This window comes from Streptomyces sp. NPDC040432 (assembly GCF_055595445.1).
Genome location: NZ_JBVIVP010000010.1, coordinates 25,533 through 43,788, shown reverse-complemented (window position 1 = coordinate 43,788; position 18,256 = coordinate 25,533). Strand labels below are relative to the sequence as shown.

Genomic DNA, 18,256 nt, shown 5'->3' with positions numbered 1-18,256 from the left:
GGCAGTGCGGTTGCGCGCCGTTCCGGGTGTCACGCGCGGACCCTGCGCGGGGAGGCGTCAGGGGGCGGGAGGCGGGTGCGGTCACGCGGCTGAAGGGCCGTCGTCCGGCCGGTGGAGCGGAAGGCTCACACCGCTACATGGAGCGACAGAGCATGGCGGCGACGCGACACAGGTCTACTGCCCGCCGCTTCGTGAGGTCCGCCTGCTGATGCTTCATAGGCATGGATCGTAGGGACGAATCGGCCGCCCTGTCACCGGCGTGTCATATGTCGAGACAGGATCGTCCGAATGGTGGGATGAGAAAGCCCCGGCGGGCCGCCGCGCGGCCCCCGGGGCTCCTCGTACGGCCCGTCCATCTGCGGATCGGACCGTGCTGTCTCACGATCCGGCCAACACCACGTCCGTGCCCGTCAGGGTGAGGTGCACACCGGCCTCGTCCGCCGTCAGCGCGGAGAGGCCGAGACCGGCCGGCAGGCCGCCGTCGACGTTGCGGTCGAAGTCGGTCCGCTTGCGGACCTCGCGCTCGATCCCGGGGATGCCCTCACCCGGAACCTCGTCCGCGCGCACCCGGACGATCTTGCCGCCCTTGCCGTCCTTCGCGTCGACGAGGGTGACGGTCGACACCACGTGCCGGGTCAGGGACTGGCCGAGGAACTCCAGCGTCGCGGTGACCTTCACCTTGCCGGGCGTTCCGCCGTAGGTCAGGACCACGCCGTTCTGGGAGGCCTTGGTGAGGTCCTCGTAGGAGATCAGCGCCGTGCCCTCGGCCCGCCGGGCCGTGCCGCCGGTGTAGTCGCCGTTCAGCTTCACCTCGCGGAAGCTCGCGTCGATCTGCGACAGGCGCGTTTTGCGACCGTCCGCGGTGGCCTCGACACCGGTCAGCTTCAGGTTGACCCGGTCCAGGTCGTGGCTGAGGGCCTGCGTCAGGAACGGGAAGCCCTCTATCTCGACCTCCGCCGTGCCGCCGGCCCCCTGCCGCGCCTGGATGCGCTCGGCCAGCCGCTCCTCGGCGTAACCGACCGCCCATCGGTCGGCGCCCACGAACAAGGCCCCCAGGACCACTGCGATGATCAAGACGACGCGCAGGAAACGCACGTGCCCTCCCCCTACTAGTCGGTACGTGCGTTCTAGTTGACCATGACCGGCCGTGGGGGCGGCGTGAGGCCGCCGGCCGGCCGCGCCGGTGCCCGCGTCAGCCCACCACCCTGCCGATCAGGTACACGGCGGGAGCCGCGACGGCCAGCGGCAGCGCGACACCGGCGGTCATGTGGACGAACTTCGACGGGTAGTCGTACGCCGCCACCCGCAGGCCGATCAGCGCGCAGATCCCGGCCGCCAGGCCGATCAGCGCCCCGCCCGCGCCCGTTCCGGTGACGGTCCCGACCGCGATGCCCGCACCCGTCGCCGCACCCAGCGACACGGCGACGGAGGGCAGGGTGGGCAGCGGCAGCGCCCTTGTGAACACGGCCACGGCGACGGCCGCCGCGCCCACGCTCACGGCCTCGCCGTCGGCCGCGAGGAAGCCCGCGCAGGCGATGGCCAGCGCCGCGGAGGCCACCGAGGCCATCAGCCCGTACATGCGCTCGTCGGGGTCCGCGTGGCTGCGCAGCTGGAGGACCAGCGTGAGCAGCACCCAGGCGCCGAGGGTGCCGATGATCGCGCCGGGGCCGTACGTACTGTCCACGGCGAGCACCGCCGCGTCCGCGACGAGGGCTCCGAGGAAGGCGAGGGCGATGCCCTGACGGGCGGGCCACATGCCGTTCAGGCGGAACCAGCCGGCCGCGGTGAGTGCCTGGAGGGCGACCAGCGGGAGCAGCAGGGCGAAGTCACCGAACGCGGCGGCCACGGCCAGCAGCAGCCCGAGGGCGGCCGTCAGTATGGCCGACTGCGGACCGGGGTCGATGATCGGCGAGCGGCCCTCGGCGCGGGCCTGGGCGGGGTCGACGGCGCGGATGGTGTTGCCGCCCAGGGTCGGAGGGGAGTACTCGGCGGCGGGTCCGCCGGCCGCCGGCGCGGGAGCGGGCCCACCGGCGGCGGGGGCGGCGGCGCCCGCCTCGGCCGCGCCGGGGCCCGGGTAGGGCGGAAGGTACGCGGTCTGCTCGGCCGCGCCTTCACGCACCGGCGGAAGGTACGCCGTCTGCTCGGCCGCGCCTTCACGCACCGGCGGAAGGTACGCCGTCTGCTCGGCGGCACCCTCACGCACCGGCGGAAGGTACGCGGTCTGCTCGGCGGCGCCTTCACGGACCGGCGGAAGGTACGCCGTCTGCTCGGCGGCGGCGTCGGGCGCGGGCGGCGGGTAGGCCGCGGACTCCGCTTCCCAGGGCTGCGGCTGCGCGTGCCGGGGCTGCGCGTGCCGGGGCTGCTGTTGCTGCGGCTGCTGAGGCTGGTGCTGCTGCTGAGGCGCGGATTCCTCGCGGAACCACCCCTCCGGCGCCACCGGCTGCTGCGGGGGGTCCTGCGCGACCGCGGGGCCGGGGTACGGCGGAAGGTACGCCGTCTGCTCGGCGGCGGTCCCGGGCGCGGCACCGGTGCCCGAACCGACCCCGGGACCGGCTCCGAAGCCGGTCCCACCGGACGTGCGCGGGTCGGCGGGCCACTGGTCGGCGGCCGGCGGGGCACCCCAGTCCTGCGACTGCTGCTGAGGCTGGTGCTGCTGCTGATGCTGATGCGGCTGCTGAGGCGCGGACTCCTCGCGGAACCACCCCTCCGGCGCCACCGGCTGCTGCGGCTGCTGCGCCTGAGGCGCGGCCGGTCCGGGGTAGGGCGGCAGGTACGCCGTCTGCTCGGCAACGGGCTCCGAGGGCCAAGGCGCGGGAGCGGCCTGCGGCACGCCCCAATCCTGCTGCGGCTCCTGATGCTGCTGGTGCCCCTGCTGCGGCCCCTGCTGCTGGTGCTGGTGCTGCTGCGACTGCTGGTGCCCCTGCTGCTGGTGCTGCGCCTCCTGCTGCGGCGCGGACTCCTCGCGGAACCACCCCTCCGGCGCCACCGGCTGCCCCGGCACCGAGCCCAGCGGCGGCTGCACCGGCTGGTAGCTGGTGTCCCAGGTCTCGCCCTGCCAGGTCTGGGTCCAGGGATCCTGCTCGCCGGCGGCCTGCTGCTGCCCGCGCTGCTGTTCTTCCGGAGTGCTCATCGGTTCCCGTTCACCCGCCCGCGAAGGGCGGGAGCACCTCTACGGTGCCCCCCTCGGTCAGCAGGACGGCGTCGTGCGGACGCTTGCCCACGGGCTCCTCGTTCACGAGGAAGGAGCAGCGCAGCAGGACCCGTGTCAGCTCTCCCGGGTGGCGTTCCCGCACGGCGTCGAGCGCCTCGGCCAGTGTGCGTGCCGAGTACGGCTCCTCCGCCGTCCCGGCCGCGGCCTTGGCCGCCGCCCAGTAGCGGATGGTTCCGGTTGCCACTGCAGCTCCTATCGTCGCCCCGTCGGCTCTCTACCGTCGGCCTCCATGATGACCCCTCCTGCCCCGACCCCCGGCGTACCCCGACGCGCCCCGGGTGCGCCCCGGTTCCCGTGCGGGGGTCCACCGATCCGGTGAAACCGGGGCATACACCGGAGGAAGGCGTGGTGGGAACCACAGAATGCGGTTCACGAGAGACCTCGGCCCCGCAAGGAGAGGTGGGCTACTCTGGCGGGGTAGAGGATCCGGGCAACGTAGCCCCCGGGTCCTTTTGTGCTTTCAGCACGTTGAACGGACCGAGAACAGTGGTATCCATCCGGACCCCAGGGCGCGGGGGCCGGGCGGGCGCCTGGCAGACGTACGAAGCAGTACCGCTCACTCCCCCAGCCACCGCTGGGAGGTACCCCCGGGACGGGACCGAGGAGGAACCGACGTGATGGACCAGCGAACCGTGCACGTGCACGGCCACCGGAGCTGGGCAGGTGATCGGGCATGAGTTCCCTCCTGCTGCTGACCAACGCCCTGCAGCCGTCGACCGAGGTGCTGCCCGCACTCGGCCTGCTGCTGCACAACGTCCGGGTCGCACCGGCCGAGGGCCCCGCCCTGGTGGACACCCCCGGGGCGGACGTGATCCTCGTCGACGGCCGCCGCGACCTCCCCCAGGTCCGGTCCCTGTGCCAGCTGCTCCGCTCCACCGGACCGGGCTGTCCGCTGATCCTCGTCGTCACGGAGGGCGGCCTCGCGGCCGTCACCGCCGACTGGGGCATCGACGACGTCCTCCTCAACACCGCCGGTCCGGCCGAGGTCGAGGCGCGGTTGCGGCTGGCCACGGGCCGCCGGCAGCTGGGCTCCGACGACTCCCCGATGGAGATCCGCAACGGCGACCTGTCGGTCGACGAGGCGACGTACAGCGCGAAACTGAAGGGCCGGGTCCTGGACCTGACCTTCAAGGAGTTCGAGCTGTTGAAGTACCTCGCCCAGCACCCGGGCCGGGTCTTCACCCGCGCGCAGCTCCTCCAGGAGGTGTGGGGGTACGACTACTTCGGTGGCACCCGCACCGTCGACGTGCACGTACGGCGCCTGCGCGCCAAGCTCGGGCCCGAGCACGAGTCGCTGATCGGGACGGTCCGCAACGTCGGCTACCGCTTCGTCACCCCCGAGAAGGTCGAGCGGGCGGCGGCCGAGGCGGCGGCGAAGGCGGCCGCCGGACCGGGCGGCGCGGCGGAGCCCGCCGAGCGGCGCGACCTCCCCCGGACGGAGGAACCGGCTGTGAGCATCCACTCGGCCGGACGCCCTGCCCAGAGGTAGGTCACCCCGCGTAGACTGCCGCGCGTGGCCAAGGTGACGCGGGATGACGTGGCGCGACTTGCGGGTACCTCTACCGCCGTCGTGAGCTACGTCATCAACAACGGACCCCGGCCGGTTGCCCCGGCCACGCGCGAGCGTGTACTCGCCGCGATCAAGGACCTGGGCTACCGCCCGGACCGGGTCGCGCAGGCGATGGCGTCCCGGCGCACCGACCTCATAGGCATGATCGTCCCGGATGCGCGGCAGCCGTTCTTCGCGGAGATGGCGCACGCGGTCGAGCAGGCCGCCGCCGAGCGCGGAAAGATGGTGCTGGTCGGGAACTCCGACTACCGCGACGAGCGCGAGGTCCACTACCTGCGGGCCTTCCTCGGGATGCGCGTCTCCGGGCTGATCCTGGTCAGCCAGGGCATGAGCGAGCGCGCGGCGTCCGAGATCGAGGCGTGGGACGCGCGGATCGTGCTGCTGCACGAGCGCCCCGAGGCCATCGACGACGTCGCCGTCGTCACCGATGACATCGGCGGCGCACAGCTCGCCACCCGTCACCTGCTGGAGCACGGGCACCCGTACGTCGCCTGCCTGGGCGGGGTGGAGAACACCCCCGAGGTCGGTGACCCGGTGGCCGACCACGTCGAGGGCTGGCGCCGGGCCATGCTCGAATCCGGCCGCTCGGTGGAGGGCCGGCTGTTCCAGGCCCCGTACAACCGCTACGACGCGTACCGGGTCGCCCTGGAGGTCCTGTCGGGGCCGGACCGCCCGCCGGCGATCTTCTGCGCCACCGACGACCAGGCCATCGGCGTCCTGCGGGCCGCCCGCGAGCTGCGCATCGACGTGCCCGGGGAGCTGGCGGTCGCCGGCTTCGACGACGTGAAGGAGGCGGCGCTGACGGACCCGCCGCTGACCACGATCGCCTCGGACCGTCCGGCGATGGCCCGCGCGGCCGTGGACCTCGTCCTGGACGACGCGCTGCGCGTGACCGGCTCGCGCCGCGAGCGGCTGAAGCAGTTCCCCTCGGCACTGGTCGTGCGCCGCTCCTGCGGCTGTCGCTGACCGACGGCCCGGCCGGCCGGCGCCGACCGCACCACCCTCGCACCCCCGGGCTTTATATCGGGCATACGAGGTTCTGTCGGGCTTCTCAGCCGGGACTCAGGAAGCTCTCATGATCCCCGGGGACAGTCGGAGACATGACCGACAGCTTCCGCCGCGAAGGCGAGTACCCGCAGGAGAACAGCCCGGGCCAGTACCCGCCGTTCGGCGAGGACTGGCAGCGGGGTCGTGAGCGCATGGCGCAGGACGCCGGGGCGGGCGGCTACCCGCCGCCGCCCGCGTACCCGCCGCCCGGCGCGCCCGGTTGGCACGAGGCGCACCAGCCGCCGGTCGTCCCGGGCGAGACGGTGTCGCCCGCCGCGGGTTGGCCCGATCCCGAGGCAGTCCCGCAGGGCGGTCCCGCGCACGCCGTCCGAGCCAAGCGGCCGGTCGCGCTGCTGGTCGCCGTCGCCCTGGCGGCGGCCGTGATCGGCGGCGGGACGGCGACGGTCGTGCAGCAGTTCCTGGTCGGCGGCGGCGTCGGCTCCGGCGGGGTGAACGCCTCCAACGTGTCGCAGTCGAACACCGGCACCGTCACGGGGGTCGCCGAGCAGGTCAGCCCGTCCGTCGTGCGGATCGACACCCGCACCGGGTCCGGGCAGGGCACCGGCTCCGGCATCGTGATCACCGCCGACGGCGAGATCGTCACGAACAACCACGTCATCGACGGCGCCTCCGAGATCCAGGTGACGATGAGCGACGGGAAGAAGTACACCGCCCGGACCGTCGGCACCGACCCCGACAAGGACCTCGCACTCATCAAGCTCCAGGGCGCGAGCGGCCTCAAGCCCGCCTCGCTCGGCAACTCCGACGGGCTGAAGGTCGGAGACGAGGTCGTCGCCATCGGCTCCCCCGACCGGCTCACCGGCACGGTCACCAGCGGGATCGTTTCCGCACTGGGCCGGGAGGTGAACGTCCCGAAGTCCGAGCGGCAGCAGTCCCCGCAGCGCGGGCAGGGCGGCTGGCCGTTCTCGTACGACGGTCAGCAGTTCAACGGGGACACCGGCTCGAACACCACCTCGTACAAGGCCATCCAGACGGACGCCTCGCTGAACCCGGGCAACTCAGGCGGCGCCCTGGTCAACATGAACGGCGAGATCGTCGGCATGCCCTCCGCGATCTACTCCCCCTCCTCCGACAGCGCGAGCGCGGGCAGCGTCGGCCTGGGCTTCGCGATCCCGGTGAACACCATCAAGGCCGACCTCGCCTCGCTGCGCGGCGGCGGGAGCGGCACCGGCTCGGGCGGCGACAGCACCGGCAACGGCTCGGGGAACACCGGCAACGACGGCTTCGGCACCTCCTTCTGAGACGTCCACCGGTCTCCTGAGACCTCCACCGGCCGGCCCGTGCGACGCTGGGAAGCGCCGTCACGCACCGCATTCCATGGCCGACCACCACCCCTGGGGGACCCGAGATGAACGCCGCCGAAGGCGACCAGCAGCGCATCCTCGTCGTCGACGACGAGCCGGCCGTACGGGAGGCCCTGCGCCGCAGCCTCGCCTTCGAGGGGTACGACGTCCAGACGGCGGTGGACGGCCTCGACGCGCTGGAGCGGGCCGCCTCCTACGACCCGGACCTGATCGTCCTCGACATCCAGATGCCCCGCATGGACGGGCTGACGGCGGCCCGCAGGCTGCGCGCCGCCGGCGGCGTCACGCCGATCCTGATGCTCACCGCCCGCGACACCGTCGGCGACCGCGTCACCGGCCTGGACGCGGGCGCGGACGACTACCTCGTCAAGCCGTTCGAGCTGGACGAGCTCTTCGCCCGCGTCCGCGCCCTGCTGCGGCGCAGCGCGTACGCCGCGCCGCGGCCGGGCGGGGGCGGCGGCCACGAGGACGCGCTGGTCTTCGGCGACCTGCGCATGGACCTCGCGACCCGCGAGGTCGTCCGGGGCGGGCGCCCGGTGGAGCTGACCCGTACGGAGTTCACGCTGCTGGAGATGTTCCTCGCGCACCCGCGTCAGGTCCTGACCCGCGAGCAGATCCTCAAGACGGTCTGGGGCTTCGACTTCGAGCCCAGCTCGAACTCCCTGGACGTGTACGTGATGTACCTGCGCCGCAAGACCGAGGCGGGCGGCGAACCGCGCCTGGTGCACACCGTGCGCGGGGTGGGCTACGTGCTGCGCCCGGGCGACGGCGGTCCCGAGTGACGCCGGCCGCCCGGTTCCGCGCGCTGCCGCTGCGCTCACGGATCGCGCTGCTGGTGACGGTCGCGGTGGCGGTGGCCGTCGCGGCCGTCGCCGGCGTGTCCTGGGTGATGGTCAAGTCGCAGCTCAGCGAGCAGCTCGACCGTTCCCTGATGGCGACGGACGTGAGCGCCGAGGTGGGCCGCACCCTGCGCGACGGTTGCGTGACCCGGGTGCGGCAGCCGGAGCAGCAGGTCGCGGAGAACCTGGGCGCGACCGTCCAGCTGGTGCTGGCCGACGGCACGCGCTGCTGGGTGAGCGGGCGGACCGGCCTGCCGGTCACCGCCGTCGACAAGGAGATCGCCGCGGGCGTGCGGGAGGAGACCCTGCACGACGTGAAGACCACCGACGGTGTCGAGATGCGCGTCCTGACGCTGAAGCGGCAGACGCCCGCCGGCCAGTACTTCGGGATCTCCATCGCCAAGCCGGCCGCGGACGTCGACGATCCGTTGTCGACGCTGGCCTGGATCCTGCTCGTGGTGTCGGGCATCGGCATCGTGGGTGCGGGCGCGGCGGGCCTGTGGGTGGCCCGTACGGGGCTGCGGCCGGTCGACGAGCTGACGGCGGCCGTCGAGCACGTCGCCCGGACCGAGGACCTCACGGTGCGGATCCCCGACGAGGGCGACGACGAGATCGCCCGGTTGTCGCGGTCCTTCAACTCGATGACGGCGGCGCTGGCCTCCTCCCAGGAGCGGCAGGCCCAACTGATCGCCGACGCCGGGCACGAGCTGCGCACGCCGCTCACCTCGCTGCGGACGAACATCGAGCTGCTGGCCCGCAGCGAGAACACCGGCCGGGCCATCCCGCCCGAGGACCGGCGGGAGCTGCTGGCCTCGGTGAAGGCCCAGATGACGGAACTCGCCTCGCTGATCGGGGACCTCCAGGAGCTGTCCCGTCCGGACGCGGCCCCGCACGCCCCGCTCGGGGTGGTGGCCCTGCACGAGATCGCCGACACCGCGCTGTCCCGGGCCCGGCTGCGCGGTCCGGAGCTGCGTTTCGGCTCCGATCTGGAGCCCTGGTACGTCCGGGGCGAGGCGGCGGCGCTGGAGCGGGCGGTGGTCAACGTCCTGGACAACGCGGTGAAGTTCAGCCCGCCGGGCGGCGCGGTCGAGGTGTCGCTGCGCGAAGGCGTCCTGACGGTGCGGGACCACGGTCCGGGCATCCCGGCGGAGGACCTGCCCCACGTCTTCGAACGGTTCTGGCGTTCCCCGTCGGCCCGCGCCCTGCCCGGCAGCGGCCTGGGGCTGTCGATCGTGGCCCGTACGGTCCACCGCGCGGGCGGCACGGCCGAGCTGCGGGCGGCGGCCGACGGCGGATCCGGTACGGAGGCGGTTCTCCGCGTACCGGGGGCTCCGGTGCCGCCGCCCGATGCGTCAGTTGTGCCGGATCAGTGATTCGACCAGGCCGGACCGGGTGTTGGGGAAGTCCATCGGGACGATGCCCAGGCCGGTCCGGCCGGCCAGTTCGCCGCCGTTGACGAAGCCGTGGACCTGCGGGTTCAGCCGGTCGGAGTTCCAGCGCGGCGGCATGTAGGCAGCGGTGCTGACGTAGTTGACGAACAGCTTGCCGGGCTGCTGCACGGCCCGCCGGAAGTGGTTCTCGATCTTGCCGCGCTTGGCGAAGGGCTCGGCGTTCCATTCGTCCTGGACGTCGAAGACGTTGCCGTCGGCGTACCGCAGGCCGGGCAGCCCGCCGTTGTCGGCGAGGAGGACCACCTTGCCGCGGGCGGCGCCCAGCGAGGAGGGCAGCGCGTCGCCTATCCGGAACAGGGGGCGCCAGCCGCGGTTGTCGAGGTAGTCGTCGAAGACGGCGCGGAAGGTGGCGTCGCTTTCGCCGGAGTACTCCTGTTTGACCCGCATCAGGACGGTCTCGGAGGGGTGCGCGGCGAGGAAGTTCCAGCAGGCGACGAGCACGTCACCGAACATCAGGTCCTGGAAGAACGAACCGTGGTGGATGGCGAACGAGCCGCCGGTGACCCGACAGCGGACGTCGAGGAAGCGGATGCCGGCGTCGAGTTGCTGGGCGATCGAGGTGTTCTGGCAGGCGACGTAGAGGCCGCCCTTGCGGGCGCCGGAGTCGTGCGTGCCGGGGATCGTCATCCGCTGGAGCGGGGTGGAGTCGGCGAGTCCGGCCATCCAGTCCGCGGTGCCGAGGGCGTGGGCGGAGGCGGGCGTCGCCGTCCCCAGTCCCGCGGCGGCCACGGCCGCCAGTGCTCCCGCCCCCGTGAGGAAAGTCCGCCGGTCCAGTGCCACGCCCATGTCCGCCCCTTTGCCGACCCAGTGATGGGACGGGATTATGGCGTGCCGGGACCGCCTTTGCTACCCGTCGGTAGAAACGGGTCGGTCGAGCAACTCGGCCATTCTGCGCAGGCCTTGGGCGAGCGCATGCCCGTCGGGCGCGTGTTCCGGGTCCGTCAGGGCCTGCACCATCACCCCGCTGAGCAGCGCGAGGTGCACCGATCCGAGGCCCCGTACGTCCTCCTCCGTCACGGCGTCCTCGGCCACCCCGGCCAGCGCCGCGGCCACCATCCGCCGGGAGCGGCGCTGGCCCTCGGCGAGCGCCGCGAGCAGTTCGGGGGAGGACTGGGCGTGGACGAAGGCCTCGATGTTGGCGATCCACAGCCAGCGCAGCTCGCCGAAGTCCCGGATCTTGCGGTCCCAGGTGTCGGCGTACCGCTCCTCGGTGGTGGCGCCCTCGCCGGCGAGCCGGCCCGAGCCGGCCGCCCAGTCGTCCATGGCGGCGAACAGCGCCTGGTTGAGGAGGGCCTCGCGGGATCCGTAGTGGTAGCCGATCGCGGCCATGCTCACCCGCGCCGCCGTGGCGATGTCGCGCACGGTCGTGCGCAGGTACCCCTTCTCCTCCAGGCAGCGCCTGGCTCCGGCCAGCAGGTCCTCGCGATTTCCCATGGCGGGATCGTAGCCGCGCCGCTTTGGGCAAGCGCGCTATACAAACGTATTCCGCGCTTGCCCAATCCCTGGCAGGCTGAGCCGCATCGGAAGATCCACCGGCCACGGAAGGCACCCGGACATGCGTCACGAGCTGAAGATCGACGACCGCACGCTCTCCTACCGGGACTTCGGCGGCCCCGGCCGCCCGCTGCTCGCGCTGCACGGGGGCATGTCCGAGGGAATCGCCTTCAGGGCCCTCGCCGAGGAACTCGGCGACCGATGGCGGGTCATCGCCCCCGACCAGCGGGGCCACGGCGACTCCGACCGGGCCCCCGCCTACGACCGCGAGGGGTACGTCCGAGATGCCGTCGCCCTCCTCGACCACCTCGGGCTGCACGAGCCGGTGGCCCTGCTCGGCTACTCCGTCGGCGGGCTCAACGCCTACCACCTGGCCGCCCGCCACCCCACCCGGTTCCACGCCCTGATCGGCGTGGACGCCGCCGTCGAGGTCCAGCCCGCCGAGTCCGGCTGGTTCTCCTTCCTCGACGGCCTGCCCTACACCGCGCCGACCACCGGGGAACTCCTGGCCGCCGCCGGGCCGGTGGGCGGCAGCATCGTCGGCGCCGCCCTGCGCAAGCTGCCCGACGGGACCGGCTGGCGGATGCCGTTCCACCCCCGGGACATGCTCGACTCCATCGAGGGCTGCCGCGGCGACCACTGGGACGCCTGGCTCGGCAGCGACTGCCCCGCTCTCCTCGTCCACGGCACCCGCAGCGACGCCCTGCCCCAGGAGCAGGCCGACGCGATGGTGGCCCGGCGGCCCGGGACCTCGTACGCCCCGCTGGACGGCGACCACTTCGTCCCGTTCAGCGACCCCGTGGGCTTCCACCGGGCCGTCGCCGCATTCCTGGACGGGCTGAACTGACGCGGCCGGGCCGCGCGAACGCGTGAGGGGCGGCGGGCCACCGGCCCACCGCCCCTCACGGGCGCACCACGTACGCGAACTACTTGATGACGGTGATCCGGTTCGCCGCCGGCGGGGCGATCGGGGCCGACGCCGAGGAGTTGTTCGCCAGGTAGGCGTTGAAGCAGTCCAGGTCGGACGCGCCCACCAGCTTGTTCTTGTGCTCCTTCAGGACGGTGAAGCCGTCACCGCCGCCCGCGAGGAACTCGTTCATCGCGACGCGGTAGGTGCGGGCCGGGTCGAGGGGAGCGCCGTTCAGCCGCACCGAGTCGACGACGACGCGGTCCGCGCCCGCCTTCGTCATGTCGAGGGTGTAGGTGAAGCCCTTCGAGACCTGGAGGATCTTCGGGCTCGGGCCGTTGACCGTACCGCTGACCTGCTGCTGGAGCGCGGTGACGAGCTGCGCGCCGGTCAGGTCGACCACGTTCATCATGTTGGTGAACGGCTGGACCGTGAAGGACTCCCCGTACGTCACCACGCCGTCGCCCTCGGCCCCGGAGGCCTTGTACGCGAGGTCGGCGCGGATGCCGCCCGGGTTCATGATCGCCAGCTCGGCGCCGCCCTTGTCGGCGGGGGCCAGGGCCTCCAACTGCGCGTCGGCGATCAGGTCACCGAGGGGCTTCTCCGGATCCGGCGAACCACGGCCCGGGATGTCCGCCGAGATGAAGCCCTGCGGACGGTTGGCGACCGGGGCGGCCAGCTCGTTCCAGCGCTGGATCAGCTCGGTCATGTCCCCGGCCTTGGGCTGCTCGCGGGTGACGAGCTTGTTGACCGGCTTGGGCGCGGCGGCCGGCGTGCGGACGATGTCCTTCGTCTGCCGGTCGTAGGTGAGCGTGGTGTCCGTGTACAGGCGTCCCAGCGAGGCGGCCGAGGTGACCGTGCGCGGGTTGCCCGCCGGGTCGGGGATGTTGCAGCTGTAGGCCTGGTGCGTGTGGCCGGTCACCAGCGCGTCGACCTTCGCGTCGACGTTCTTGGCGATGTCGACGATGGCACCCGAGATGCCGGCGCCGGCGCCCGGCACGTCGCAGTCGTAGTTGTACGAGCCGTTCGCCGGCAGACCGCCCTCGTGGATCAGCGCGACGATCGACTTCACGCCCTGCTTGTTCAGCTCGGCGGCGTACTTGTTGATCGTCTCGACCTCGTCGCCGAACGTGAGGCCCTTGACGCCCTCGGCCGTGACGACGTCCGGCGTGCCCTCCAGGGTGACGCCGATGAAGCCGATCTTCACGTCCCCCTTCTTCCACACGAAGGTGGGCGACATCATCGGACGCTTGGTCCGGTCGTCCGTCACATTGGCAGCGAGGTACTGGAATTCCGCTCCGGTGAACGTCTTGCCGTACTCGAAGCAGCCTTCGACCGGGTGGCAGCCGCCGTACGCCATGCGGCGCAGCTCGGTGCGGCCCTCGTCGAACTCGTGGTTGCCGACGCTGGACACGTCCAGGCCGATCTTGTTCAGCGCCTCGATGCTCGGCTCGTCGTGGAAGAGCCCGGACAGCATCGGGCTGCCGCCGATCATGTCACCGGCCGCGGCCGTGACGGAGTACTCGTGGCCCTTGCGGGCCTCGCGCAGGCTGGTCGCGAGGTACTCCACGCCGCCTGCCGGTATGGCCTTGGTGGTGCCGTCCGCCTGCCGCTCACTCACCGTGCCGCTGGAGCCCTGCGGGGGCTCCAGCGTGCCGTGGAAGTCGTTGAACGACAGCATCTGCACGTCGACGGTCCGGCTCTTCGCCGCACCGCCACCACTCGCGGCCCCGGCCGGTAGCGCGGCGGCGACCATGGCTCCGGCACCGGCCGTGAGGGCGAGAGCGGTGAGGGTCAACCGGCGGGCCGTGCGGGGCCGTTGTGGCGTCGCTGACATTTAGTCCCCTTTGTGGACAGCGAGACAAGTTGGGAGGTCCGCCGCAGCTTATTGTCAACGCGCGTAGCACGACAGGGGGTAACGGGTTGCGAGCTGGTTACGCGCGCACGTCGCGGCCCCCGCGGGACCTCGGACCGGGCCTGCGGGACACACAACCGCGGGCCGCGGTCGTAGGCTCGTGGCATGACTGACGCAGCAGCGGCCCCGGAGCCGGGACGGCAGATCCAGACCCTCGACGAGCTGACGGAGGAACAGGCCGACTCCGTGCTGGAGCTGATCGCCGAGGCGGCCCGCACCGACGGCACCACCGCGGTGTCCGAACAAGGACGGATCCAGCTGCGCGGCGGACCGCGCGCGGGCATCCGACACTTCCTCCTGAGCGACGGCACCCGGCTCGCCGCGTACGGACAGTTGGAGGACACCGACCCGGTGGAGGCACCCGCCGCCGAGCTCGTCGTGCACCCCGCACTGCGCGGACGCGGCCACGGCCGGGCCCTCGGCTCGGCCCTGTTGAACGCCTCCGGCAAGCGGATCCGGGTGTGGGCCCACGGCGGCAAGTCCGCCGCCCGCCACCTGGCCCAGGTACTCGGCCTGACCCTCTTCCGCGAGCTGCGCCAACTCCGTCGCCCCCTCGCCTCGGACGACCCGCTGCCCGAGCCCGTCCTGCCGGCCGGCGTGACGGTGCGCACCTTCGTCCCGGGTACGGACGACGCCGCCTGGCTCGCCGCGAACGCGGCGGCCTTCGCCCACCACCCCGAACAGGGATCACTGACGCAGCGGGACCTGAGCGACCGGATCGCGCAGCCGTGGTTCGACCCGAAGGGCTTCTTCCTCGCGGAGCGCGGGGGCGAGCTCGTCGGCTTCCACTGGACGAAGGTCCACGAGGCGGAGCGACTCGGCGAGGTCTACGTCGTCGGGGTCCGGCCGGGCGCCCAGGGCGGCGGCCTGGGCAAGGCGCTCACCGCGATCGGCCTGCGCCACCTGGCGGCGGCCGGCCTGCCCACCGCGATGCTCTACGTGGACGCCGACAACCCGGCCGCCCTGGCCGTCTACGAGGGGCTGGGCTTCACCACCCACGAGGTCGACCTGATGTACCGCACCGAGAGCTGACCGCCCGGGCCACCGGAGCCCCCGGGCGGGGTGACGGTGGCCCGACGGCCCGGTGCGCCGCCGCGCGAGCCCCCCCCGAACGGCCCAAGGCGCCTCCGGAAAGAGCCGGGAAGCCATACGCCATTAACCGGGCATTCAAACACGCTTGCCAGTCTCCGGTCATGCAGCCCCGACTCCGACTGACAGCCGATGCGTCCGACGCGCCTGTCCTGCCTCGTGCGCGGAAGAATGGGGGCATGAGCCAGAAGCCCGCCGCGGGCCCCAGCGAGGTCCCCGCACAGCACCCGTCCCACCCGTCCGCGACCAGCGCCGCCGCGGTGAAGGCACGCCTGGGATCCATAGCCGCCCACCGCCCCGGCGGACTGGATCCGGACCTGGACGCCGACCTCGACGCGTACGAGGACAAGGACGGCACGGGCGAACTCCCCGCGAACCGGTTCCTCGACCGGGAACGCAGCTGGCTGGCCTTCAACGAACGGGTCCTGGAGCTGGCCGAGGACCCGAACACCCCGCTCCTGGAGCGCGCGAACTTCCTGGCGATCTTCGCGAGCAACCTCGACGAGTTCTTCATGGTCCGCGTCGCCGGTCTGAAGCGGCGCATCGCGACGGGCGTCGCCACCCGTTCGGCCTCCGGCCTGCAACCCCGCGAGGTCCTGGACCTGATCTGGACCCGATCGCGCGAGCTCATGGCCCGGCACGCCGCCTGCTACCAACAGGACATCGCCCCGCAGCTGGCCGAGGAGGGCATCCACCTCATCCGGTGGCCCGACCTCACCGAGAAGGAGCAGGCCCGCCTCTTCACCCTGTTCCGCAACCACATCTTCCCGGTGCTGACCCCGCTGGCCGTCGACCCCGCGCACCCCTTCCCGTACATCTCCGGCCTCTCCCTGAACCTGGCCGTCGTCGTCCGGAACCCGGTCAGCGGCCACCGCCACTTCGCCCGGGTCAAGGTCCCGCCGCTCCTCTCCCGGTTCCTGGAGGCCTCCCCGCAGCGCTACGTCCCGCTGGAGGACGTCATCGCCGCGCACCTGGAGGAGCTGTTCCCCGGCATGGAGGTGCTCGCGCACCACATGTTCCGGGTGACCCGCAACGAGGACCTGGAGGTCGAGGAGGACGACGCCGAGAACCTGCTCCAGGCCCTGGAGAAGGAGCTCATGCGGCGCCGCTTCGGGCCGCCCGTGCGCCTGGAGGTCGAGGAGTCCATCGACCCCGGCGTGCTGGACCTCCTCGTGCAGGAGCTGAAGGTGTCCGCCGCCGAGGTGTACCCGCTGCCCGGCCCGCTGGACCTCACCGCCCTCTTCGGGATCTCCTCCCTGGACCGGCCGGAGCTGAAGTACCCGAAGTTCGTCGCGGGCACGCACCGCGACCTGGCCGAGGTCGAGTCGGCGTCCGCGCCGGACATCTTCGCCGCGCTGCGCGAGCGGGACGTCCTGCTGCACCACCCGTACGACTCGTTCTCCACGTCCGTGCAGGCCTTCCTGGAGCAGGCCGCCGCCGACCCGGACGTCCTGGCGATCAAGCAGACGCTGTACCGGACCTCCGGCGACTCCCCGATCGTCGACGCCCTGATCGACGCGGCCGAATCCGGCAAGCAGGTCCTCGTCCTCGTCGAGATCAAGGCCCGCTTCGACGAGCAGGCCAACATCAAGTGGGCGCGCAAGCTGGAGGAGTCCGGCTGCCACGTCGTCTACGGCCTCGTCGGCCTCAAGACGCACTGCAAGCTCTCCCTCGTCGTCCGGCAGGAGGGCGACAACCTGCGCCGCTACTCCCACGTCGGCACCGGCAACTACCACCCCAAGACCGCCCGGTTGTACGAGGACCTCGGCCTGCTCACCGCCGACCCGCAGGTCGGCGCCGACCTCTCCGACCTCTTCAACCGGCTGTCCGGCTACTCGCGCCGCGAGACGTACCGCCGGCTGCTGACCGCCCCGAAGTCCCTGCGCGACGGCCTCATCTCGCGCATCGACAAGGAGGCCGACCACCACCGGGCGGGCCGGCCCGCGTACGTCCGGCTGAAGATGAACTCGATCGTCGACGAGGCCCTCATCGACTCCCTCTACCGCGCCGCCCGGGCCGGCGTCCCCGTCGACATCTGGGTCCGCGGCATCTGCGCCGTGCGCCCCGGCGTCCCGGGACTGTCGGAGAACATCCGGGTCCGCTCGATCCTCGGCCGCTTCCTGGAGCACTCCCGCGTCTTCGCCTTCGCCAACGGCGGCGAACCGGAGGTGTGGATCGGCAGCGCCGACATGATGCACCGCAACCTCGACCGCCGCATCGAGGCCCTGGTGAGGGTCACCGACCCCGCACACCGCGCGGCACTGGACCGGATGCTGGAGACCGGCATGTCCGACGCCACCTCCTCCTGGCACCTCGGTCCGGACGGCGAATGGACCCGGCACAGCACCGACGCCGAGGGCCAGCCGCTGCAACACGTTCAGGAGATGCTCATAGACGCCCGGAGGCGCCGGCGTGGCTCAGCCAAACCATGACCCGACCGCGGGCGACGTGCTCGCCCCGTACCTCCGCTCCCAGGCCACCGCGTTCCTGCGCGCGCTGCGCCTGCACGACGAGAGCACCGGGAGCGGCTCCGACGCCACCGGGAGCGGGGAAGCGGCGCGCGGCCTTCGGGGGGCCGCGCGCCGCATCTCCGGCTCCCTGAACACGTTCCGGCCGGTGACCGTGCAGGGCTGGGCGGACGGACTGCGCACCGAGCTGGTGTGGCTGTCCTCGACCCTGGCCGACGAGCACGCGTACGCCGCCCGGCTGTCGCGCCTGCTGGAGGCCCTCCAGCGGCTGTCGGCGCCCGAGGTCCCGGCGCCGCGCGGGGGCGTCCCCACACCCGGGGCGCTCACGGTGGGTTCGGCGCGGGCGGGCGCGCTGCTGGAGCGCCAGCTCACGCCGGCGCGCACCCGCGCCCACTCCACCACCCTCCAGGCCCTCGGTTCGGCCCGCTTCCACGCGGTGGCCGACGCCGTGGCGGTCCTCGCCTCGGAGGTGCCGCTGGACCCCGTGGCGGCGCGCGGCCGGGTGACGGAGGTACTCGCTCCGCTGGCGGCGGTCGCCGAGGGCCGGCTCTGCGCGGCCGTCACCGCGCTGCCCACCACGCAGGAGACCCCGTACGCGGCCCACGAGGACGACGCCTGGCACGAGGTGCGCCGACTGCTGCGGGTCCACCGGTACGCCCGGGAGGCCCTGGGCGACGACGTGACCCGGCTGGTGGCGGCGGGCGCGGCCCTGGACGCGCACCGCGACGCGTCCGAGGCGGCCGCCGCGTCGGCCACGGCCGCCCGCACCCCGCGCATCGCCCCGGCGACGGCGTACGCCCTGGGGGTGCTGCACGCCGACCAGCGGCACGCGGCCCTGGCGGCCCGCCGCGCCTTCCACGACGTCTGGCAACCGCTCCCGGCCTGAGCCCGCGCCCCGTCCGGGCCCCCGACGCCGCCCGGCGGACATCCGCCGGGCGGC

16 protein-coding genes are annotated in these 18,256 nt (G+C 72.9%); 9 read left to right on the top strand and 7 right to left on the bottom strand.

The window, feature by feature from the left end:
* Positions 1 to 133 precede the first annotated feature (133 nt).
* The 4 genes from ACZ58N_RS21380 to ACZ58N_RS21365 all read right to left on the bottom strand — a co-directional run bounded on the left by ACZ58N_RS21380 (position 134) and on the right by ACZ58N_RS21365 (position 3,395).
* Positions 134 to 217: a putative leader peptide gene (locus ACZ58N_RS21380; RefSeq protein ID WP_350206375.1), complete on the bottom strand. Its 84-nt coding sequence runs from the start codon at positions 215 to 217 to the stop codon at positions 134 to 136.
* A gap of 161 nt (positions 218 to 378) precedes the next feature.
* Positions 379 to 1,095 carry an LmeA family phospholipid-binding protein gene (locus tag ACZ58N_RS21375; protein ID WP_471162140.1) on the bottom strand — a complete coding sequence of 239 codons (717 nt, stop codon included), beginning with the start codon at positions 1,093 to 1,095 and terminating at the stop codon, positions 379 to 381.
* Positions 1,096 to 1,192: 97 nt separating this feature from the next.
* On the bottom strand, positions 1,193 to 2,437 hold the full coding sequence (locus ACZ58N_RS21370) for a hypothetical protein (RefSeq protein WP_471162604.1): 1,245 nt from the start codon (positions 2,435 to 2,437) through the stop codon (positions 1,193 to 1,195).
* A gap of 703 nt (positions 2,438 to 3,140) precedes the next feature.
* A complete protein-coding gene (locus ACZ58N_RS21365) occupies positions 3,141 to 3,395 on the bottom strand; it encodes a MoaD/ThiS family protein (RefSeq protein WP_281203675.1) in 255 nt (84 codons plus the stop codon).
* A 489-nt stretch (positions 3,396 to 3,884) separates the two neighbouring features.
* On the opposite strand from ACZ58N_RS21365, the gene ACZ58N_RS21360 reads away from it, so the two are divergent.
* From ACZ58N_RS21360 to ACZ58N_RS21340, 5 genes are all read left to right on the top strand, one after another.
* Positions 3,885 to 4,700: a response regulator transcription factor gene (locus ACZ58N_RS21360; RefSeq protein ID WP_471162137.1), complete on the top strand. Its 816-nt coding sequence runs from the start codon at positions 3,885 to 3,887 to the stop codon at positions 4,698 to 4,700.
* A 24-nt stretch (positions 4,701 to 4,724) separates the two neighbouring features.
* Positions 4,725 to 5,747, top strand: coding sequence for a LacI family DNA-binding transcriptional regulator (locus tag ACZ58N_RS21355; protein ID WP_388896109.1), 1,023 nt, complete (start codon positions 4,725 to 4,727; stop codon positions 5,745 to 5,747).
* A gap of 134 nt (positions 5,748 to 5,881) precedes the next feature.
* Entirely contained in the window at positions 5,882 to 7,090 is a 1,209-nt protein-coding gene (locus ACZ58N_RS21350) for a S1C family serine protease (protein ID WP_471162134.1), read from the top strand.
* Between the two features lie 107 nt (positions 7,091 to 7,197).
* Positions 7,198 to 7,935 carry a response regulator transcription factor gene (locus tag ACZ58N_RS21345; protein WP_471162131.1) on the top strand — a complete coding sequence of 246 codons (738 nt, stop codon included), beginning with the start codon at positions 7,198 to 7,200 and terminating at the stop codon, positions 7,933 to 7,935.
* Positions 7,932 to 9,365, top strand: a complete 1,434-nt coding sequence (locus tag ACZ58N_RS21340; RefSeq protein WP_471162128.1) for a sensor histidine kinase — start codon at positions 7,932 to 7,934, stop codon at positions 9,363 to 9,365. Before ACZ58N_RS21345 ends, ACZ58N_RS21340 begins: the two co-directional genes overlap by 4 nt.
* Here the strand turns inward: ACZ58N_RS21340 and ACZ58N_RS21335 are convergent.
* Together ACZ58N_RS21335 and ACZ58N_RS21330 are read right to left on the bottom strand one after the other, a co-directional pair.
* A complete protein-coding gene (locus ACZ58N_RS21335; protein WP_471162125.1) occupies positions 9,345 to 10,229 on the bottom strand; it encodes a phosphatidylinositol-specific phospholipase C in 885 nt (294 codons plus the stop codon). The genes ACZ58N_RS21340 and ACZ58N_RS21335 overlap by 21 nt on opposite strands.
* Positions 10,230 to 10,289: 60 nt before the next feature.
* On the bottom strand, positions 10,290 to 10,877 hold the full coding sequence (locus ACZ58N_RS21330) for a TetR/AcrR family transcriptional regulator (protein ID WP_471162123.1): 588 nt from the start codon (positions 10,875 to 10,877) through the stop codon (positions 10,290 to 10,292).
* A 121-nt stretch (positions 10,878 to 10,998) separates the two neighbouring features.
* Between ACZ58N_RS21330 and ACZ58N_RS21325 the strand changes: the two genes are divergently transcribed.
* Complete coding sequence (locus ACZ58N_RS21325) at positions 10,999 to 11,784, top strand: alpha/beta fold hydrolase (protein ID WP_471162120.1); 786 nt, start codon at positions 10,999 to 11,001, stop codon at positions 11,782 to 11,784.
* A gap of 79 nt (positions 11,785 to 11,863) precedes the next feature.
* Here the strand turns inward: ACZ58N_RS21325 and ACZ58N_RS21320 are convergent, their stop codons facing one another.
* On the bottom strand, positions 11,864 to 13,681 hold the full coding sequence (locus ACZ58N_RS21320) for a bifunctional metallophosphatase/5'-nucleotidase (RefSeq protein WP_471162117.1): 1,818 nt from the start codon (positions 13,679 to 13,681) through the stop codon (positions 11,864 to 11,866).
* 183 nt (positions 13,682 to 13,864) lie between these two features.
* On the opposite strand from ACZ58N_RS21320, the gene mshD reads away from it, so the two are divergent.
* From mshD to ACZ58N_RS21305, 3 genes are all read left to right on the top strand, one after another.
* Positions 13,865 to 14,791: a mycothiol synthase gene (gene mshD / locus ACZ58N_RS21315; RefSeq protein ID WP_471162114.1), complete on the top strand. Its 927-nt coding sequence runs from the start codon at positions 13,865 to 13,867 to the stop codon at positions 14,789 to 14,791.
* Positions 14,792 to 15,027: 236 nt separating this feature from the next.
* Positions 15,028 to 17,280, top strand: coding sequence for an RNA degradosome polyphosphate kinase (locus ACZ58N_RS21310; RefSeq protein ID WP_389705128.1), 2,253 nt, complete (start codon positions 15,028 to 15,030; stop codon positions 17,278 to 17,280).
* Positions 17,261 to 18,202 (top strand): CHAD domain-containing protein, encoded by a 942-nt coding sequence (locus ACZ58N_RS21305; RefSeq protein ID WP_471162111.1) that lies wholly within the window; start codon positions 17,261 to 17,263, stop codon positions 18,200 to 18,202. Before ACZ58N_RS21310 ends, ACZ58N_RS21305 begins: the two co-directional genes overlap by 20 nt.
* The last annotated feature ends 54 nt before the right edge of the window (positions 18,203 to 18,256 follow it).